This is a genomic window from bacterium (assembly GCA_012517375.1).
Lineage (GTDB): Bacteria > Hydrothermota > Tepidihabitantia > B3-TA06 > B3-TA06 > JAAYVC01.
The window spans coordinates 1-17365 of record JAAYVC010000070.1; the positions used below are offsets into that span (position 1 = coordinate 1).

The window sequence follows — 17365 nt, forward strand, 5'->3', positions numbered from 1 at the left end:
ACCGGACCACCACACTTTAACACTGACCTGATTCGGGGTCCCCAAAATAACGTCTCCGAGGTTCTTTTGGGGCGGTTTTGACCATCTTCTGACCATCTTTTGACCAGCTTTTGACCATAAAATGGGGCTACAAAGGATTAATCCTGAGGGGGTATTTAAGTAAAGACCGGCGCAAGACCGGTCTTTGGATTAATTTCGAATTGCATATTCCATAAGAATCGCATTAGCTATTCTTATGGGATTTTATTATTCTTCTTTTGCCTTTTTGGCCTCTTCAACAACCTTAGCCGAAACCTCGGTCGGCACAGGGTCGTAATGGTCAAACTGTGCGGTAAAGAACCCGCGTCCTTGCGTAACCGACCGTAAAGTCGTAGCATACTTGTACATCTCAGCCTCAGGCACCGTTGCTTTGACAACCTGGTTGCGGCCAATGGCGTCCATGCCCTGAATCCTGCCGCGCCGGGAGTTGAGGTCGCCTATAACGTCGCCCATAAACTCTTCTGGAACAGTAACTTCTACATACAGGATGGGTTCCAGAAGTATGGGTTTTGCCTTCTCGCAGCAGGCCTTCATTGCAATCTGGGATGCCAGCTTGAATGCGATTTCGGATGAGTCAACCGTGTGATAGCTTCCATCGTAGAGGGTGACTCTGATGTCAACCATCTGATAACCGGCTAGAATACCTTGAGTTACGAACTCCCGTACGCCTTTTTCAACCGCAGGAATATAGTTCTTGGGTACGGCGCCGCCGTAAATCTCGTCAACGAACTCCACTCCGGAGCCTCGTGGAAGAGGTTCGGTGCGAAGGAAGACATCGCCGAACTGGCCTCGGCCTCCAGATTGCTTTTTGTGGCGTCCTTGCGCTTCGGCCTTGGCTGTTATGGTTTCACGGTATGCAATACGAGGTTTTTTAGTATCTACGGATACGCCGTACCTCTTCTTGAGTTTAGAGAGGATTACGTCCAGATGAAGCTCACCCATACCTGATATAAGCTGCTGTTTAAGTTCAGGATCGAATCTGTAAGTGAAGGTAGGATCTTCATCGTGGAGTCTGGCGAGGGCGTTAGAGACCTTTTCTTCGTCTCCCTTGGACTGGGGAACGACAGCAACCGAGATGGGCGGGTTCGGGAATGTGAGTTTACCGATGGAGAGTTTTGGCCCTGATGTGAGAGTGTCGCCAGTACCTGTTGATTTAAGCTTTACGAGTCCCGCAATCATGCCTGCTGTAAGCTTACCAGCGTCACTGCGTTCGCGTCCTTGAAGGGCAAGTATCTGACCGATTCGTTCAGACGAGCCCTGGTCGATGTTTTGAAGGGTGCTTCCGGAGGATATCTCTCCTGAGAATACCCTCGTGTAGAGCAAATCACCTAGATGGGGGTCCGAGACCGTCTTAAATACGTAAGCAAGGGTATCCTTCGAGCCTTGAATAACGAACTCGGCATCCTGTCCATCCTTTTTGAGTTTGAGCGCAGGTACTTCGAGAGGAGAAGGGAAGAAGCCTACGATAAAATCGCACAACGCCTGAACGCCTGTCGTCGAAAGAGCGTCGCCTGCAAAAAGAGGGTAAAGCTTACCCTCTGCAAGACCCTTTTTGAAAACAGGCAGCAGCTGTTCGGTGGTCGGGATATTGCCTTCAAGATACGATTCGAGAAGTTTCTCGTCAAGCTCGGCGACAGCTTCGATGAGTTTTTCCTTATAGCTGTTGAATTCCGCTTTGAGTGCGTCAGGGATATCCTGCGTCTCAGTCTTACCGTCTTTTGTAGTGTAGACCTTTTCAGCAAGAAGTGATACCACCCCGGTCAGGCCGGAACCTGAACCTACAGGTATTGTTACTGGTGCAACCGATGTGCCGAACGCCTCAACCATCTGTTTGAAGGTAGTGGAAAAATCCGTATCCGGCTTGGAAAGCTTGTTTATGAAAATAGCCTTCCCTTTTCGCTCATCGGTAAGACGCCTCCAACCCATCTCAGTGCCTACGCCGATTCCGGACGCGGCGTCAATCACGACAATCCCTACATCTACGGCTCGAGAACCGGAGATCATCTCTCCGGCAAAATCGGCATAACCCGGTGTATCTACAATACTTAGAAGATGATTCTGATATTCGCACGATGCAACAGCAAGGCTAAGACTGTTCCTGCGTTCTATCTCTTCTTCATCGAAGTCGAATATGGATGTTCCGTTGTCTACCCTGCCTTGTCTGGAGTTCGCACCCGTTAAAAAGAGAATCGCATCGGCTAAGGTGGTTTTTCCGGAACCACCGTGGCCGAAGAATCCGAATGTTCTTGTATTCTTAGGATCCTTAGCGCTCACAAGTCCTCCTTCAGGAAAATTTTATAATCTCCGCTGCCTTCGCGGAATCAAGACTTTCGATAACGGCGTTCAGGAGTCTAACGAGCGCTATGTAATCTTCTTCGTATATGACCCCTACATGTGAATGAATATAGCGGGCCGGAAGTCCTAAAGCAATGGAAGGCACGCCTGTTTTGGTTACGTGAATGGCGCCCGAATCGTATCCTCCTCTCAGAGATGCGAGGTGATATTTTATACCTGTAGCTTCTGCCGTCTCGCATACAAAATCCCTGAACGCAAGGTTGGGAATCATCGTAGAGTCGTAAATCAAGACTGCTGCGCCTGCACCGAAGCGTTCAAGGGCGTCGGAGTCGTCGCCCGGAGCGTCTGAGGAGAGAGAAACATCTATAGCGATTGAGATATCCGGTTCCACCGCTCCTGCGACCGTTTTAGCCCCACGAAGGCCGACCTCTTCCTGAACGGTCCCTGCCAGATATAGACGTGATTTGTGCTTGGGTAATTTCTGCGCTATCTCTACAAGAGCGGCGCAGCCTACACGATCATCCCATGCCTTTGCAGCGAGTATTCCGTTCGCCAGAGGCGTAAATGGTGATACCGGGACAATCGGATCGCCCGGTCTGACCCCGGTAGATTCAAGCGAGTTCTCGCCGAGTACGCCTATGTCGATAAAGAGATTATCCATCTCGGGGACCTTCTTGCGTTCCTCCTCCTTCATGGCGTGAGGAGCCTTGGAGCCGACAATGCCGTCAAAATCACCCTTACGGGTGCGAACTTTCACCCGCTGGCTCAAAAGAACTTGCGGCCACCAGCCTCCTAACGGTAAAAAGTAGATGTAGCCTTGTTTAGTGATCTTTTTAACCATGAAGCCGACCTCATCCATGTGTGCAGCAAGCAGAAGCTTAGGTCCTTTAGAATCACCTTCGCGGTATCCGATAACTGAGCCAAGTCTGTCCGTTGTGACTTCGAGATTTTTGCCGAAATACCGGGTCATGATAGCTCGGACATCGGTTTCATAACCTGATGGTCCAAAGGCTTCAGTAAGCTCTTTGAAGAGTTCGTGTCTCTCCACAAATCCTCCTAAATATCAAGATTTTCAACAAATTGTGCATTTGTTTCTATGAATTCCCGCCTTGGACCGACTTCCGACCCCATGAGGTCGGAGAAAACCTTGTGCGCCTCGGCGGCGTCCGCTACGTTGACTTTCTTTAAGATACGCTTTTCGGGGTTCATCGTTGTCTCCCAAAGCTGCTCCGGATTCATCTCGCCAAGTCCTTTGAATCGCTGGATTTCTATACTTTCGGGTTTGGAGCTTTGTTTGCGCAGAGCTTCAAGTTCATCATCTGTATAGATATAATTTTCCTTTTTCCCGTGCTTTACTTTATAAAGAGGCGGCTGTGCGATGTAGATCATGCCGTTTTCTATAAGCTCCCTCATGTGCCTGTAGAAAAGAGTCAAGAGAAGCGTGCGGATGTGAGAACCGTCAACGTCTGCATCGGCCATGATAACCACTTTAGAGTAACGCAGCCGTTCGCGGTCGAAGCTGTCCTCCCCGAAGCCTGTGCCGACCGATGATACGATTGCCTTGATCTCGTTATTGGCAAGTATCTTGTTGAGAGCCGACTTCTCAACATTCAGGATCTTGCCGCGGAGAGCCAAGACGGCCTGGAACCGGCGATCGCGACCCTGTTTTGCAGAACCTCCTGCGGACTCGCCCTCGACTATGAACAGCTCGCACTCATCCGGGTTGTCCGAAGAGCAGTCTGCAAGCTTGCCCGGAAGCGTTTCAGAGGATAAAAGACTCTTTTTGCGCTCAATGTCGCGAGCCTTGCGTGCGGCCTCCCGCGCCCTGGCAGCAGCCTGCGCTTTTTGAAGTATGAGGTTTAAGACCCTGGGTTGTTCGTCGAAATACCGAGACAGCCCCTCTGAGATTATGGATTCTACTATTCCTCTAACCTCGCTGTTCCCGAGCTTGGTCTTGGTCTGTCCCTCGAACTGGGGGTTTTTGAGACGAACCGAAAGCACGGCGGAAAGGCCCTCGCGAACGTCCTCGCCCGAAAGCTCTACCGCCTTGGTTTTGGCGGTTGCGGCTTTTCGCGCCGCATCGTTGAATGTTTTGGTGACGGCCGACTTGAACCCGACAAGATGCGTACCGCCTTCGTGAGTGTTTATCGTGTTGACGAACGTGAGTATGTTTTCGGAAAAGCTGTCCGTATACTCCACAGCCGCCTCCACTTCAAGGCCGTTCCTTGCATCCTTTATGTATATGGGCTTGTGCAGACGGGTACAGCCCTGGTCAATATAGGAGAGAAAATCGATTATCCCGTTCTTGTAGTGAAAAACCTGTTCGGTATTTGCGCTTTTATCTAAAAGTTTGATGGTCAGCTCAGGGTTAAGGTAGGCCACCTCCCTTAGCCTGGTGGAGAGGATGTCTGCGTTGAAGGTAGTCTTCTTGAATATGGTCGGATCCGGTGTAAACGTTATCCTGGTTCCTGTCTTTTTTGTCTTGCCGACTACCTCGAGCGGACCCTTTGGTATTCCCCTTTCATAAACTTGCCTGTGAACCTTTCCATCCCGATATACCTCAGCCTCGAGCCAGTCCGAAAGAGCGTTGACTACTGAAGCTCCAACGCCGTGAAGTCCGCCCGATATCGTGTAGACCTTGCCGGAGAATTTCGCTCCTGCGTGAAGAACAGTCATAACGACTTCAAGCGCTGATATGCCGAGATCAGGGTGAGGGTCCACGGGAATACCGCGTCCGTCATCTTCTATTGATACCTGGTCAGACGCAAGCAGGGTGATCGTTATGTTGCGGCATACGCCTGCCATCGCCTCATCGATGGAGTTATCCACTATCTCTGAGACCAGATGGTGCAATCCGCGCACGCCGACGTCGCCAATGTACATGGCAGGACGGCGTCTTACTCCTTCAAGTCCTTTCAGGACTTGTATTTGCGATGCATCGTAACGTTCGTTCATTGCTTCCTCTTAGAACTGCCTGTGATAAACTTTATATCCTTGATAACCTCCCGACCCACCCTTTGATTAACGTTAAGAATGAGCTTTTTCTTAAGCGCTTTCAATTCGGTGAACCAGACTTTAGTCGGCACCGTGACATAAAGTATATCCGATTTTATACCTAATGCAACACATCTTGAGGCAATCTTAGGGCCTGCTGCGTCAGGCCAGGCTTGAACAGCTTCATAATCCTTCAGCTTGGAACCAAGTCTTGCATCCAGGAGATTCTTTGCGGCTTCTCCAAGCGTCCTAAACCTGCCTGATCGAGCCTTGTTTGACATTGAACCTTTTACCTTCGACGTTAAGCGGCGGATTTGCAGCGGCATAAAAAAGCTGCCCTTTTGATTTAACGAGGTCGAACAGAAGACGCGTGTTGTGGTCATCGAGCTCGGCCGCAACGTCATCCATGAGGTATACAGGCGTTATACCGGCAGAGATGGCGGTTTCGGTTTCGGCAAGAGCTAGTGCGAGTGCGGCAAGTCTCTGCTGACCGTATGATCCGAAAGAACGCAGCGATCGCGATTCAAGAAGAACGCGGAAGTCGTCCCTGTGGGGTCCCCTTAAGGTGAATCCCTGTTTTTTTTCGTATTCGCGGGATTGCTCAAGAAGCTCTCTGTAATCTTCTTCATCCGATACATTTGATTTGTATTCCAGCTTAAGCTCGGAGTGGGGAAGGAATCTTTTTGCCATCCGGCCGAAATGATGTAAAAAGCGCTTCCAGTACTCTTTTCTTCGAGTGGCTATCTCGCGCGCCAGCTCCGAAAGCCTGGCTTCCCATACTTTGAATTCATTGTTTCCGGCTTGTTTTTTCAGAAGGGCATTGCGATGAAGAAGGACTTTGCGGAACTCCGAGAGAAGGAATCCGTAAGTGCGTGAAAGCTTGCTAAGTGATTCGTCAAGAAAAGATCTGCGGTCTGCGGGCGAGCCGGAGACGAGACGCCTGTCGTCAAGGAGAAGTATGGAGACTGGAAGCCATCCGGAATAAAGAGAGCGTCGGGCAATCTCCCTGCGCTCGAGGAAATAGTGTTTGCGTTCGGCTGGAGAAAAGTAAACGCGAGCGGACCAAACCTGGGCTCTTTCGTTAAGGGCGCTGCCTGCGACCCTGAAATGTGTGGCGCCGAATTTTAGAATTTCAGAATCCTGAATGGTTCTGAAGCTTATGCCCCTTGCTAGGACGGCGATCGCCTCGAGCAGATTCGTCTTGCCCGCTCCGTTATGACCAAAGATAATGTTGGCGCTCTCGCTGAACCTGACGCTCTGTTCGGTGAGATTCCGATAGCCCTCAAGACTCAACTCTTCGAGCCACATATAGAAAACTGCTTTTTTTTCGAACTTGATTGCACTATATCTTTAATCATATCTATCAAAACGCACCATCAGGCATTGGGATATATCCTGCTGACGCGAATGCTATTGAAGATAATCTTACTGACCAATAATTCCCTTCAAGTCCATAATCGTTGCCTGATCGGAGACGATTACCTTCACGTCGTCGGCGAGTTTATCTACGTAAAGGTACTTAATATAGTTAGGATTTGCCCTTAGTTCGCGAGAAACTATAGCTATTGCCCTGGCTTTGCCCTCGGCTTCAATGGTTTTGCGTTCCGCCTCTTTTCTTTCCTGTAAAAGGACGTACTCCATCTTTTCTGCCTTCTGCTGAGCTATCTGTTTTTCCTCTATCGATTTCGCAAACTCCTCCGTGAACTGCACGTCCCGAAGCGCAACTCCGTCGACGAATATGCCGTCCGGCTCAAGAAGCTTTTTCAGGCGCCTCTGCACCTCATCCTGAACGGCCTCCCTCTTTCCGGAGTAGATATCCATTATGGTGTAACCGGAGACGGTGAGACGAACGGCCGAGCGAATGGTCGGCCTTACGACCTTCTCTTCGAAATCCGGGCCTATGAGCCGGTGGATATCGAAGACCTTGTTCGGGTCAAGATGGTACCAGCAGGTAAGATCGAGTCCCACTTCAAGCCCCTCTTTAGTAGGCGCCCAAAGTGCATCATCGGCATCCTTGCGACGACCTTCTTCCAACGTGCTCGACATGGTGTATTCGGTTCTTCTTAAGTCATAGAGGGAGGTTTGAGTTATCAAAGGCGGGATGAAGTTTATACCCTCGCGCGATACGCTGTATGTCTTTGGTATTATCCAGAAGATAACGAGAGCGTTCCCTACGGGAACTATTCTAATGAAGCTTATGAGGATGGCCAGAAAGAGGACGGCGACCGCGGCTGCTATATATGCCGCAGGCTTAAGCTGTCTTCTTTGCCTTGGCACCTCGGCGGAAGGCTTGCGGATAAAAAGCCTCTGAAGACGGAACCCGAAGAAAAGTATTGCGAAAAACGCTATAATAAGTATTACAACGAGAAATCCAATCATTCTTTCCTCCTAAGATACAGTTCGTTTGATTATTGAGTATAATAGCCTTCATCTTGATAAAAGTCAACAACTCCGATATCTTGCTCCTTGTGATTCGGAATGTTTTTCTACGCTTGTGTTGACACTAACTAACGTTTTGAGAACAACTCACTTGACAATGAGCAAGAGTCATCTATACTGAGGCACGGAAAAGATATGATTCGGATAAAGGCAGGGCAACTCAAGATGATCTCGCGGCGTTGCCGGATACCGCAAATCGAGGAGAGTAAATAACGATGCGGCTGGTTTTGATGTTATTGCTTATATCGGATTTTCCACACAAAGCTCAAGATAACGATTCAGACGGTTTTCCAGACGCTGCGGAACTCAAGGAGAATGCCGACCGCGAAAATTTTCGCAAGTGGTTTACAACAATAGCCTTATCAAGATATTTGAACCCGGTTGAAGAAGTCGTCGATTGTGCAGATCTTGTCCGTTACTCATATCGAGAGGCCCTGGCCAGACATGACGAAACATGGCGCTTGCGGTTTGGCGAACTCTTAAATCCCAGCATACCGGAGATTAAGGCGTTTAACTATCCCGAAGTTCCCTTTATTGGAACGGATATATTCAGGCTTGTACCCGGTGATTACAGTTCCGATGACAGGGAAAAGAAAAGATTCGGCAACTTCGCGGATGTCAAGCACCTTATGCTTTACAACGTTTTTTTCGTTTCCCGCGCCAAAAACGGCAGAGTATTGCCCGGCGATATTGCTTTCTTTACTCCCAAAGGTCATCCTTCGCATGTAATGATATATCTCGAAATAAAGGGCGAGCCGTACATGCTTTATCATACCGGGCCCGGAGTCAAGGATAAGGGGGAGATGAGGCTTGTCAGATTCGAAACACTTATGTCTCTTGACGACGAAACCTGGCGGCCCAGCGTAAAAAACGCTTCTTTCGCAGGTTTCTACAGGTTCAAGATTTTAGATTAGTTGTTTTATGAAAACCTTCCATGCCCCAAGGAGGGCAAAATGAAGTTTTTTGTCTTGTTAGCGAGTCTTACGGCCGGGCTGTTTGCCCATCCTTACATATATCTTTCAACTCCTTCCATATACACCCCGGGGTCAGCAGCCGAGATAAGACTCGAGGCCTCTGGGACCGAAGAAGTTTATATGCGTCTGTATGAGATAGACGACCCTATAGGTTTCTTCTCGAATCAAAAGAATCTGCGTTCTCCGAGAGTGGGTTCAAAGGTCAAACCGGCCAACTTTTTCATGATGATCGAGGGTCTGGCGGACCGGACGAAGCATAACACCCGCTATCTGGCAAGGGAGCTGATGAGCGAGGAAAGCCGCATATCTTTCAGGGATTTTCTCGGTCTGCCAAGGCTTGAAAAGTATGACGTGGACTCAGGCGCCGCAAAACCGGAAAGGCTCGGCAAAAACAGCATTCCGCCGCTCAAAGGTTATTCCCTGATAAGGGAGTGGAAGGTAAAATTCGAGAAGAAGAAGAAAACGGATGAAGACTACTACTACTATGACCCTTCATACCGTTACAAGGATGTTGAACTTGACCTCTCGGAATCCGGTGTATACCTCGTAGAGGCATACTACGGTAACAGGGTAGCTTATACGCCTGTGATTGTCAGCGAAATGTCCATAATAGCCAAGCAAGACCCGAAGAACGTTTACGTTTTTGCGGTCAATTCGGCAAATGGAAAACCTCGCAGAGGCGTCAAGGTTCAGGTTCTCTCCGACACAAATAGAGTCGCAAGCGGAAGGACCAACGGCAAGGGCATATTCCATACTTCTTTCGACACAACCCATCTGCGCGTGCTCGCGCAGGACGGGAAGGATTTTGCCGTTGTCGACAACTACTATTATTACGATTACGATTTCGAAGGCGGCTCGGCGCCCGGAAAAAGCAACAACTTCCTTTACCTTCATACAGAAAGACCAATTTACCGTCCTGATCAAACCGTTTACTTCAAGGGCATCTTAAGGATGAAGAACAACGGATCATATCAGATGCCTCAGCAGAAGGACGCAGAGGTCGTGGTAACCGACCCCGAGGGAAACGAGATTTACCGCAGGACATTAAAAACAGACTCCTGGGGTGCGATATCGGACTCTTTGATAGTCCCCTCTTCGGGAAGACTGGGACGCTATACCCTAAGCGCCATGGTGGACAGCGTTTACCACTCGGTCCAGTTCAGGGTCGAGGAGTACCGCAAACCCGAATTCAAGGTCCAGGTGGAAACGGATAGGGAAGCCTACGTTCAAGGCGATGAGGTGAGAGTGAAAGTAGCGGCAGATTACTTCTTCGGCGCTCCCGTTGCAGGTGCTGAGGTTAAACTGAGAATCTACAGGGTAGAATACTACGATTGGTACTGGTACGGCTCGGAGTACATAGACGAACTGACCTCAGAGACCGATGAGCAGGGCAAGGCGACTTTCAGATACAGAACACCCGAGGACGGCCAGAACTACAGATATACTTTCGAGGTTCAGGTCAGGGACGAGTCAAGAAAGCAGGAATCCGGAGAAGCCTATGCCTTTGTTGCGCAATCGGGAATACTCATAGACATAATGCCCTCGAAGTACGTAGTCGAACCTGGCGAGAAGCTGGGCGTTACCATTAAAACAAGGGATATAATGAACAAGCCGGTTCAGGGCGTTGTCGATGTCGAGATATACAGGAACTACTGGGATAAGGACGACAAGCTCGTTTCGAGAAGAACAATATCCGTGGGTCCTTTGGGTAGCTCCAGTTTCGATTTCGTCCCCAAGGAAGCCGGCTCATACTATGTAAGAGCAACTGCAGAGGACGAGCGAGGAAATCAGAGTTCGGAGGAAAGATGGTTATGGGTATCATCCTATGGAAGCTCCTACTCGTGGAACACGGACGAGATGCAGATAGTATTCGACAAGGAAACCTACGAGCCTGGAGACAGGGCGGAGGTTCTCATCATAGCGCCGTACAACGACGTCCACATATTAGCCTCTATTGAGGCGGACAGGATTTATAAAGTCGACGTAGTGGAACTCAAGGGCAATACCGCGCTTCTCAAGTTCAAAGTGCAAAAGGAGTTCGTACCGAACGCGTTTCTTTCCATATCGGGCGTCTCAGACGGCGAGTTCTTCAGGCAGGAGAAGGAGTTCAAAATCGAAAGGAAGAACGAGCTTTTATCTGTCCGGATAACGCCCGACAAGAATCGATATGAACCCGGCGAAAAGGGCAAGCTCGATATACTCGTAAAGGACTCAAAGGGGAAACCCGTCAAAGCCGACCTGTCGCTAGCGGTCGTGGATGAGGCTTTGTATTCCCTTGCCGAGGAGATAGCCCCGCCTATCGAAGATTATTTCTACGGACAGCGATACAACCAGGTCTCGACCAATTAATCCGTTTACTTCTCCTTCTATGGGTATGAAGACGAGTACTCCAAACTTGAAGGCGCGGCCAGGGACAGCGTGGTTCTTGCCGCATACAAGGGCAGAGAAGAGCCCCAGGTTCGCCAGAGATTCGAGGATATGGCGTACTGGAACGCATTCGTGAGAACGGACGGCCAGGGCCGGGCTTCGGTTTCGTTCACGTACCCCGAAAACCTGACTACATGGCGCGCCACTGCAAGAGCTATTACTACGGATACAAAGGTCGGCGAATCAAGGGAAAAGACTCTCGTGACAAAGGACCTGCTCGTGCGAATAATGTCGCCGCGATTCATTACGGAAAGAGACAGTCTTGTAATACCTACTATCGTTCACAACTACACCAGGGAAACTCAGGAAGTCGAGTGTTCTTTCACAGCTTCAGGCCTTGAGCTTCTTGACCGCACGAAGCATGTCGAGACGATAGGCCCCGGAGCAAGTGCCAGGATAGACTGGCCGGTAAGGGCGACTTCTGCAGGCGACGCAACACTGGTAGCGAAAGCGATAGCAACCGATTTCTCGGACGCGATGCAGATAAAGCTTCCGGTTAATCCGCACGGAATGGAACGCAACATGGTTCTTTCCGCCTTCATGCCCGGTGCGGACGAGCGCGCTACTAGGAGCTTCAATATACCGGATGGGACGGACATGAAAACCCTGTCCGCGTCACTGACTCTCACGCCGACAATCGGCTCTGCCCTATTCGCAGGTCTTGCTTATCTTGCAGGATATCCTTACGGATGCGCTGAACAGACGATGTCGAGCTTCTTCCCCGATCTCATTGTCGCCGACCTTATAAAGGATCCCAAGCGAGGCAACCCCAAGCTTGCCGAGGAGCTTCCCAAAATGATAGAAAAGGGTCTGGCCAAGCTCTACGGCTACCAGCACTCGGACGGCGGCTGGGGCTGGTGGGAGAACGACGAAACCATGAATTACATGACCGCCTACGTCATGCACGGGCTTATATACGCTTCCGAACTCGGCTACGATATCAACCCCAAGGTCATCGAAAGGGGAACACAGTCCTTGAAGAATCTCCTGTCCGCGAAACAGGATATCAAACTCGTAGAACGGGCATACATGGTCTACGTACTTGCCCTTGCGCCAGGCGACAACGCTTCGGTTATCAGGAAAGAGCTCGCAGCAATAGAGAAGAAGGAACTCGACTCATACTCCAAGGCTCTTGTTGCCTTGACATGGCAAAGGATAGGCGACAACTCAAAAGCCCGAGCAGTTCTGGAGAGCCTCAAAAAGGACGCCATATCGGACGGCGAGATGGTTTACTGGAGCGGCACCACTCGAGGAGTGGAGTACTGGGGCGATGACCCTGTAGAGGTGACTGCTACGACCCTTAGAGCTTTCCTGGCTATCTCACCAAAGGACAACGTAATACCCAAGATAGTCTATTGGCTTTTAAGAGAGCGCCGCGGAAACCACTGGAAGTCCACTAAAGACTCTGCCCTTTCGCTGCTGGCGATTGCGGAGTTTTTGAAAATTTCTTCGGACGCCTCCCCGAACATCGAAATAGAGTTCACGCTTAACGGTCGCAAGCTGGAATCATACAGTGTAAGCGAAAAGGACCTGCTTGAATTCTCCTCTCCAATGAGGCTAAGGCTCAGCGGCGTGAACAAAGGCGACAACACGCTCAAGGTTCATAAGAAGGGCCAGGGAAATCTATTCTTCAGCATGGTATTAAGCTTCTACAGCGAGGAGGAGGGCGTCCCCGAAGGAGGCGGAGAGCTTAAGGTGCACCGCAAGTACTATAAGCTTATCCCGAGAGTGGAGAACGACCAGCTCGTATATTATAAAGAGGAGCTTAAAGGACCGATAAGGATAGGCGAACCTTTATTCGTGAAGCTTTATGTGGATTGCGAGAACGAACTTGAGTACGTGATGCTCACCGATCCCATTCCGGCAGGCTTCGATGTCGCCAAGGAACGCGACAGATTCCCTGTTAGGGACGAACGCTTCTGGGGCGGATACTACGACTATGACGATGAATGGGGTTATATGTATTCGGGAAGAGAGATACACGACGACCACGTAGCGTTCTTCATGAGCTATCTGTGGTCCGGCAAGCGAGAGCTCTCGTACGTGCTTGAACCGTACCTGCCTGGAAGCTATCATGTGATGCCGGCAAAGATATCCCTCATGTACTACCCCGACAAATGGGGCAACTCCTCCGAGTCGGTAATCACGGTAGAGGAGTAGGAGCTGGGCATTGCCTTAATGCTGGCCGTCTCTTGCGCAGTCGGCGGTTCCGGATCGTTTGACAAGGATGCTTTTGAAAAAAGGTGCTCGGTTATTGTCGGCGATAGAGGCGCCGTAGCCGTCATGGATTTGACGAGCGGCCAATTGATTGCCGCCACGAATAAGGAGCTCCTTTTCTCAAAACGCTTCCCTCCGGGTTCAATTGCGAAGATTATGACAGGCATTGCCGCTCTTGAGAACGATGCCGTTTCAGAGGATAGCTTCTTCTGCACTGGGATCGATGTTGTTGGAAAAGACACTTCTAGATGCTCTCTATTGGACGGGCACGGCTGGGTTGATTTCGACATTGCTCTGATGCAATCATGCAACTTCTATTTCCAGAATCTGACAAGGCGTCTTTCAGCGAAAGACCTGACGTCGGTCTATCTCGATATGAAGCTTGACGAAAAAGTCGGGGTCGACCTGCCGGGCGAGATCGAAAGTGTTGTTTCGGAGCCTTTATCGGATTCGGCAAAGCTCGAGTTCGCCATAGGCCAGGGAAGCTCTATCCAGTTGACTCCGGTTGCCCTTCTTTCGCTTATCTCGGGCTTCGCATCGAACGGCGCACTCTTAAAACCCAGGCTTTCGCAAGGACCTGCCGCTATCCATTCAAGAATCTGCGGAACCAAATCCCTCGCAAGAATCAGATTTCTCCTGAGGGACGTCGTTCGACGCGGAACGGCAAAACCCGCAGATATCTCATCCGTGCAGGTAGCTGGAAAAACCGGAACCTCAACGATTCTTGGAAGCTGGCTCACTCAGGGCTGGTTCGCAGGTTTTGCACCCTACGCAAACCCGGAGATAGCAGTGGTGGTATATCTCAAGCGCGGCGAAGGCAAGGACGCAGCCCGCATTGCGGGATTGGTATTCTCATCTTATTTCAGCGGTGATTATGCAAAACATTAGCATATTAACTCTCATCCTAAGCCTGAGTGTAAACATTCTTTCTTCAGAGCACCCCAGGGAGATTACGGTAATCTCACAAGGAAAAGAGACTTCAATAAAGGCAGATGGAGAATCGATGGTAGTCGACGGCGTTACCCGAACAAAGTGGCAATGCAGCAAGGATTCCTTCACTTTAATCTGGGGCTACAAACGCAGAGCGTACAAAGGAACTCTTGAGGTGACAAGCGATAAAGGCGAGCTTGTTTTGGTCAACGACGTGGATGAGGATTCATACCTCTCCTCAGTGGTTGGAGCGGAGATGCTCCCCGGCACCCCTCTGGAGGCGCTTAAGGCTCAAGCCGTTCTTTGCAGGACCTTTATCCATACCGCTACAAGACACGGAGAAGAGCAATGGGATTTTTGCGACCTTACCCACTGTCAGTCATACAAGGGTCTTGAAAGCGCAACAGCCTTGACTTCGAAAGCGGTGTCCGAGACCAGGGGTTTGATTCTCGCTTATCAGGACAAGCCGTGCCAAGTGTTCTACCATTCGACATGCGGCGGAAAAACAGCCGACGCCCGCTCGATATGGCCAGACCAGGGTGCCCCGTACCTGGTGTCGGTTACCGATGAGTACTGCAGACCATCCCCTCACAGTCAATGGCAGTATAAAGTATCTCTTGAGAATGTTGCAAAGGTTTTAGGCCTTTCAGGGGTGTCCGACGTTGAAGTGACCGGCGTATCTCCCGACTCAAGGGTTCGCGAGATTAGGGTCGTAGGCTCAGCAACCGTTCTGTACAACGGATGGGATTTCAGGGATATAATAGCAAAGCAAGAGGGCTGGGGAACGATAAAAAGTTCATGGTTTGAAATCCAGAGAGGAGGCCCGAATCTCTTATTCAAGGGCAGGGGACTCGGCCACGGAGTCGGACTCTGCCAGTGGGGGGCAAAGGGCATGGCTGAAAAGGGCAAGTCTTTCAATGAGATTCTTTCCCATTACTTTCCTGGGACTGAGGTAGAGGAATGGCGCTGAGGCTTCTTCTTATAATATTATCGGCTATATTTCAGGCAGGACGATGGAGGATAATTCTTCCAGGCGATGGAATAAACCCCCAGGAGGTCGGAAAGCTCAAGAGAGTGATCCATGCAGCGGAAAATGCGGTGCTGAATTATATCGGATTCATGAACAACGGCGATTGCATAATGAGAGTGGCTCCGTCAAGCGGAGATTTCGCGGCCTGGACTGGTTGTTCCATATGGCAGGCGGCAGCTTTGACAAATGGAGAATTGGTAATTCAACCCATTGACGTTCTTGAAAAAAGGGGAGTGCTTCAAGAGACTATTACCCACGAATACGTGCACATGACCTTAGAGGCCTACGTCGTGCCGCTGTGGTTGAATGAGGGCCTGGCCGTGCTGTGCTCGGGCCAGATAAAATCGCTGGGAACAGAGAGAAATCTTACGAAAGACCCAATGGAAATTGAGCGGCTTTTGAGAAGCCGCGACACGTTGGAGCTGAGGCTGGGTTACCTCGCTTCAGCATTGTTGACTCAAGAAACTATCAAAAAGCTGGGCCGGGACAGTCTGGCTCGTATTATTAAAGAGGAGGCTCGATGAGCAAAACCTTGAAGAGAATTATCTTGGGAGCGGGAATAACCCTCGGCGCGCTCGTAGTCGGTGCAGGCGTCGCCTACGCTTTTCTTTCAAACACCCCGAAGCTCGAACGCAAGGTTACTGTACTCGAGGAACTTCTACCCAGAGGGGCTAAAAGCTACTTGGTCGTTAATTTAGAAAAGCTCGCAAAGGTTAACCCCGGTCCCAAGTTCGCGCGGATCGCAAAGAGAATAGGACTCGCAGAGGATTTTTCGAACCAGGAGCGGTTGATTAAGATCAAGGAGCGTACTCATCTCGACCCCATGCACATCCTGGGGAAACGTTTCATTTATTCGAAATACGGCAAGAAGGAGATGCTTGTGATTACACAGCCGAGGTGGAACGTAAAGATGCTCTGGAAAACGGCTCTTTCAAAAGGAAGACGGAAGGATACGGGAGAAATCCCGTATTCAGTGCTCGATGACGGCTCCTCCTTTGCCTTTGCAGGCGATTATCTTTGGTTCGCATCCTCCGAGAAGCTTCTTCTTGAAGCTCTGGACATTGCAGCTTCCAAAACCCGAATCGAGGAACAAAGCTTCCCGGAGGACGGTTTAACGCTTGCCGCGTACGGCCTTTCACGAAATCCTGACAAGTATCTGGTTTATAAAGAGCTTTTATGGGATCTTAAGCAGGGTGATTACGGCCCCGAGTTCGTGCTGGAGATAGATAGCCCGTCCGGCATGATAGGCAGATTCATCGCCGGTTCTCAGCCAGCGCGAAGCTACGCAAGCATCCCTGATGACGCTGCAGCTTTCATAAGTCTTTCCGGTCTATCGCCATATAATGCGTGGAAGGAAGCTCAGAAATTGTCCGTGGAAGAAGATAAGATTGACGTCCTCGGTAATGAAGAAACGGAGAAGGAGTTTGCAGCGCTTGCAACCGATCTTGGCAGCGATGCGGACTTCATCGTCAAGGGCTGGAACGTTGACAAATGGTACTCTCCGCTGTCATGGATGCTGAGAATCAAGTCCTCAGCAAAGACAGGTGAAAGCCTGGAAGCTTTGACCCCATGGCTCTTCCCTACAGCCTGGGACACCACCATGGAATCTGGTGACCTTACTTACCACCACCTCGATTTCGGCGAGGACTTTGCGGGCATGGGCTGGCTTTTGTACGACGGCAGCCTCCTCTTTACGAGTGATACAGCCATGATAGGCTGGTTTTCAAAGAAGGTGTCCTCGGGAAGGACCATCTCTTCGTCAAGCGATTTCAACTCCGTAGCCTCAAGCGTAGGAATAAAGAACCCCGTGGCGTGGATAAACTGGCCCGAGTTCAGGAAGGTTTTCGTATCGTACCTCATGTACGCCGCCGACCGCACGCAAGGAATTACACCGGCTGACGTGCAGTCAAAGCTCGAGCCTCTGCTGGAAGCTATGGAGTTCAAGGCCATAGTTGCCGGACTCGACAACGACGGCGAAAAACTCGTCATTACTTTTAGGACTGCAAAATAATATTTACTA

At 50.2% G+C, this 17365-nt stretch carries 13 protein-coding genes; 7 read left to right on the forward strand and 6 right to left on the reverse strand.

Translation table 11 applies throughout. The features are described 5' to 3' along the window. Positions 1-246: 246 nt before the first annotated feature. The 6 genes from fusA to GX441_07555 all read right to left on the reverse strand — a co-directional run bounded on the left by fusA (position 247) and on the right by GX441_07555 (position 7707). The gene (fusA, locus tag GX441_07530) at positions 247-2313 is read right to left on the reverse strand and encodes an elongation factor G (GenBank protein NLI98492.1); all 2067 of its coding nucleotides are present in this window, start codon (positions 2311-2313) and stop codon (positions 247-249) included. A 10-nt stretch (positions 2314-2323) separates the two neighbouring features. After that, entirely contained in the window at positions 2324-3304 is a 981-nt protein-coding gene (locus GX441_07535) for a M42 family metallopeptidase (GenBank protein ID NLI98493.1), read from the reverse strand. An 86-nt stretch (positions 3305-3390) separates the two neighbouring features. Continuing rightward, positions 3391-5289 (reverse strand): DNA topoisomerase (ATP-hydrolyzing) subunit B, encoded by a 1899-nt coding sequence (gene gyrB / locus GX441_07540; GenBank protein ID NLI98494.1) that lies wholly within the window; start codon positions 5287-5289, stop codon positions 3391-3393. Next, on the reverse strand, positions 5286-5609 hold the full coding sequence (locus tag GX441_07545) for a DUF721 domain-containing protein (GenBank protein ID NLI98495.1): 324 nt from the start codon (positions 5607-5609) through the stop codon (positions 5286-5288). Before GX441_07545 ends, gyrB begins: the two co-directional genes overlap by 4 nt. Continuing rightward, positions 5578-6636 (reverse strand): DNA replication and repair protein RecF, encoded by a 1059-nt coding sequence (gene recF, locus GX441_07550; GenBank protein ID NLI98496.1) that lies wholly within the window; start codon positions 6634-6636, stop codon positions 5578-5580. The genes GX441_07545 and recF overlap by 32 nt, the downstream gene beginning before the upstream one ends. A gap of 117 nt (positions 6637-6753) precedes the next feature. Beyond that, positions 6754-7707: a prohibitin family protein gene (locus GX441_07555; protein ID NLI98497.1), complete on the reverse strand. Its 954-nt coding sequence runs from the start codon at positions 7705-7707 to the stop codon at positions 6754-6756. Between the two features lie 275 nt (positions 7708-7982). Between GX441_07555 and GX441_07560 the strand changes: the two genes are divergently transcribed. The 7 genes from GX441_07560 to GX441_07590 all read left to right on the forward strand — a co-directional run bounded on the left by GX441_07560 (position 7983) and on the right by GX441_07590 (position 17356). Next, positions 7983-8681 carry a DUF1175 family protein gene (locus GX441_07560; GenBank protein NLI98498.1) on the forward strand — a complete coding sequence of 233 codons (699 nt, stop codon included), beginning with the start codon at positions 7983-7985 and terminating at the stop codon, positions 8679-8681. A gap of 39 nt (positions 8682-8720) precedes the next feature. Continuing rightward, positions 8721-11090 (forward strand): hypothetical protein, encoded by a 2370-nt coding sequence (locus GX441_07565; GenBank protein NLI98499.1) that lies wholly within the window; start codon positions 8721-8723, stop codon positions 11088-11090. A gap of 69 nt (positions 11091-11159) precedes the next feature. Further along, positions 11160-13328 carry a hypothetical protein gene (locus GX441_07570; GenBank protein ID NLI98500.1) on the forward strand — a complete coding sequence of 723 codons (2169 nt, stop codon included), beginning with the start codon at positions 11160-11162 and terminating at the stop codon, positions 13326-13328. An 18-nt stretch (positions 13329-13346) separates the two neighbouring features. Continuing rightward, on the forward strand, positions 13347-14273 hold the full coding sequence (locus GX441_07575; protein ID NLI98501.1) for a hypothetical protein: 927 nt from the start codon (positions 13347-13349) through the stop codon (positions 14271-14273). Then, positions 14260-15285, forward strand: a complete 1026-nt coding sequence (locus GX441_07580; GenBank protein NLI98502.1) for a SpoIID/LytB domain-containing protein — start codon at positions 14260-14262, stop codon at positions 15283-15285. Before GX441_07575 ends, GX441_07580 begins: the two co-directional genes overlap by 14 nt. Beyond that, positions 15276-15869 carry a hypothetical protein gene (locus tag GX441_07585; protein ID NLI98503.1) on the forward strand — a complete coding sequence of 198 codons (594 nt, stop codon included), beginning with the start codon at positions 15276-15278 and terminating at the stop codon, positions 15867-15869. Before GX441_07580 ends, GX441_07585 begins: the two co-directional genes overlap by 10 nt. Next, a complete protein-coding gene (locus tag GX441_07590; GenBank protein ID NLI98504.1) occupies positions 15866-17356 on the forward strand; it encodes a hypothetical protein in 1491 nt (496 codons plus the stop codon). Before GX441_07585 ends, GX441_07590 begins: the two co-directional genes overlap by 4 nt. Positions 17357-17365: the final 9 nt, after the last annotated feature.

What these genes read in the sequence shown, in the direction of transcription:
- gyrB (NLI98494.1), bottom strand. Translation starts at nt 5,289, where the DNA reads ATGAACGAACGTTACGATGCATCGCAAATACAAGTCCTGAAAGGACTT.
- GX441_07585 (NLI98503.1), top strand. Translation starts at nt 15,276, where the DNA reads ATGGCGCTGAGGCTTCTTCTTATAATATTATCGGCTATATTTCAGGCA.
- GX441_07565 (NLI98499.1), top strand. Translation starts at nt 8,721, where the DNA reads ATGAAGTTTTTTGTCTTGTTAGCGAGTCTTACGGCCGGGCTGTTTGCC.
- recF (NLI98496.1), bottom strand. Translation starts at nt 6,636, where the DNA reads ATGTGGCTCGAAGAGTTGAGTCTTGAGGGCTATCGGAATCTCACCGAA.
- GX441_07555 (NLI98497.1), bottom strand. Translation starts at nt 7,707, where the DNA reads ATGATTGGATTTCTCGTTGTAATACTTATTATAGCGTTTTTCGCAATA.
- GX441_07560 (NLI98498.1), top strand. Translation starts at nt 7,983, where the DNA reads ATGCGGCTGGTTTTGATGTTATTGCTTATATCGGATTTTCCACACAAA.
- GX441_07535 (NLI98493.1), bottom strand. Translation starts at nt 3,304, where the DNA reads ATGACCCGGTATTTCGGCAAAAATCTCGAAGTCACAACGGACAGACTT.
- GX441_07580 (NLI98502.1), top strand. Translation starts at nt 14,260, where the DNA reads ATGCAAAACATTAGCATATTAACTCTCATCCTAAGCCTGAGTGTAAAC.
- GX441_07590 (NLI98504.1), top strand. Translation starts at nt 15,866, where the DNA reads ATGAGCAAAACCTTGAAGAGAATTATCTTGGGAGCGGGAATAACCCTC.
- GX441_07545 (NLI98495.1), bottom strand. Translation starts at nt 5,609, where the DNA reads ATGTCAAACAAGGCTCGATCAGGCAGGTTTAGGACGCTTGGAGAAGCC.
- GX441_07575 (NLI98501.1), top strand. Translation starts at nt 13,347, where the DNA reads ATGCTGGCCGTCTCTTGCGCAGTCGGCGGTTCCGGATCGTTTGACAAG.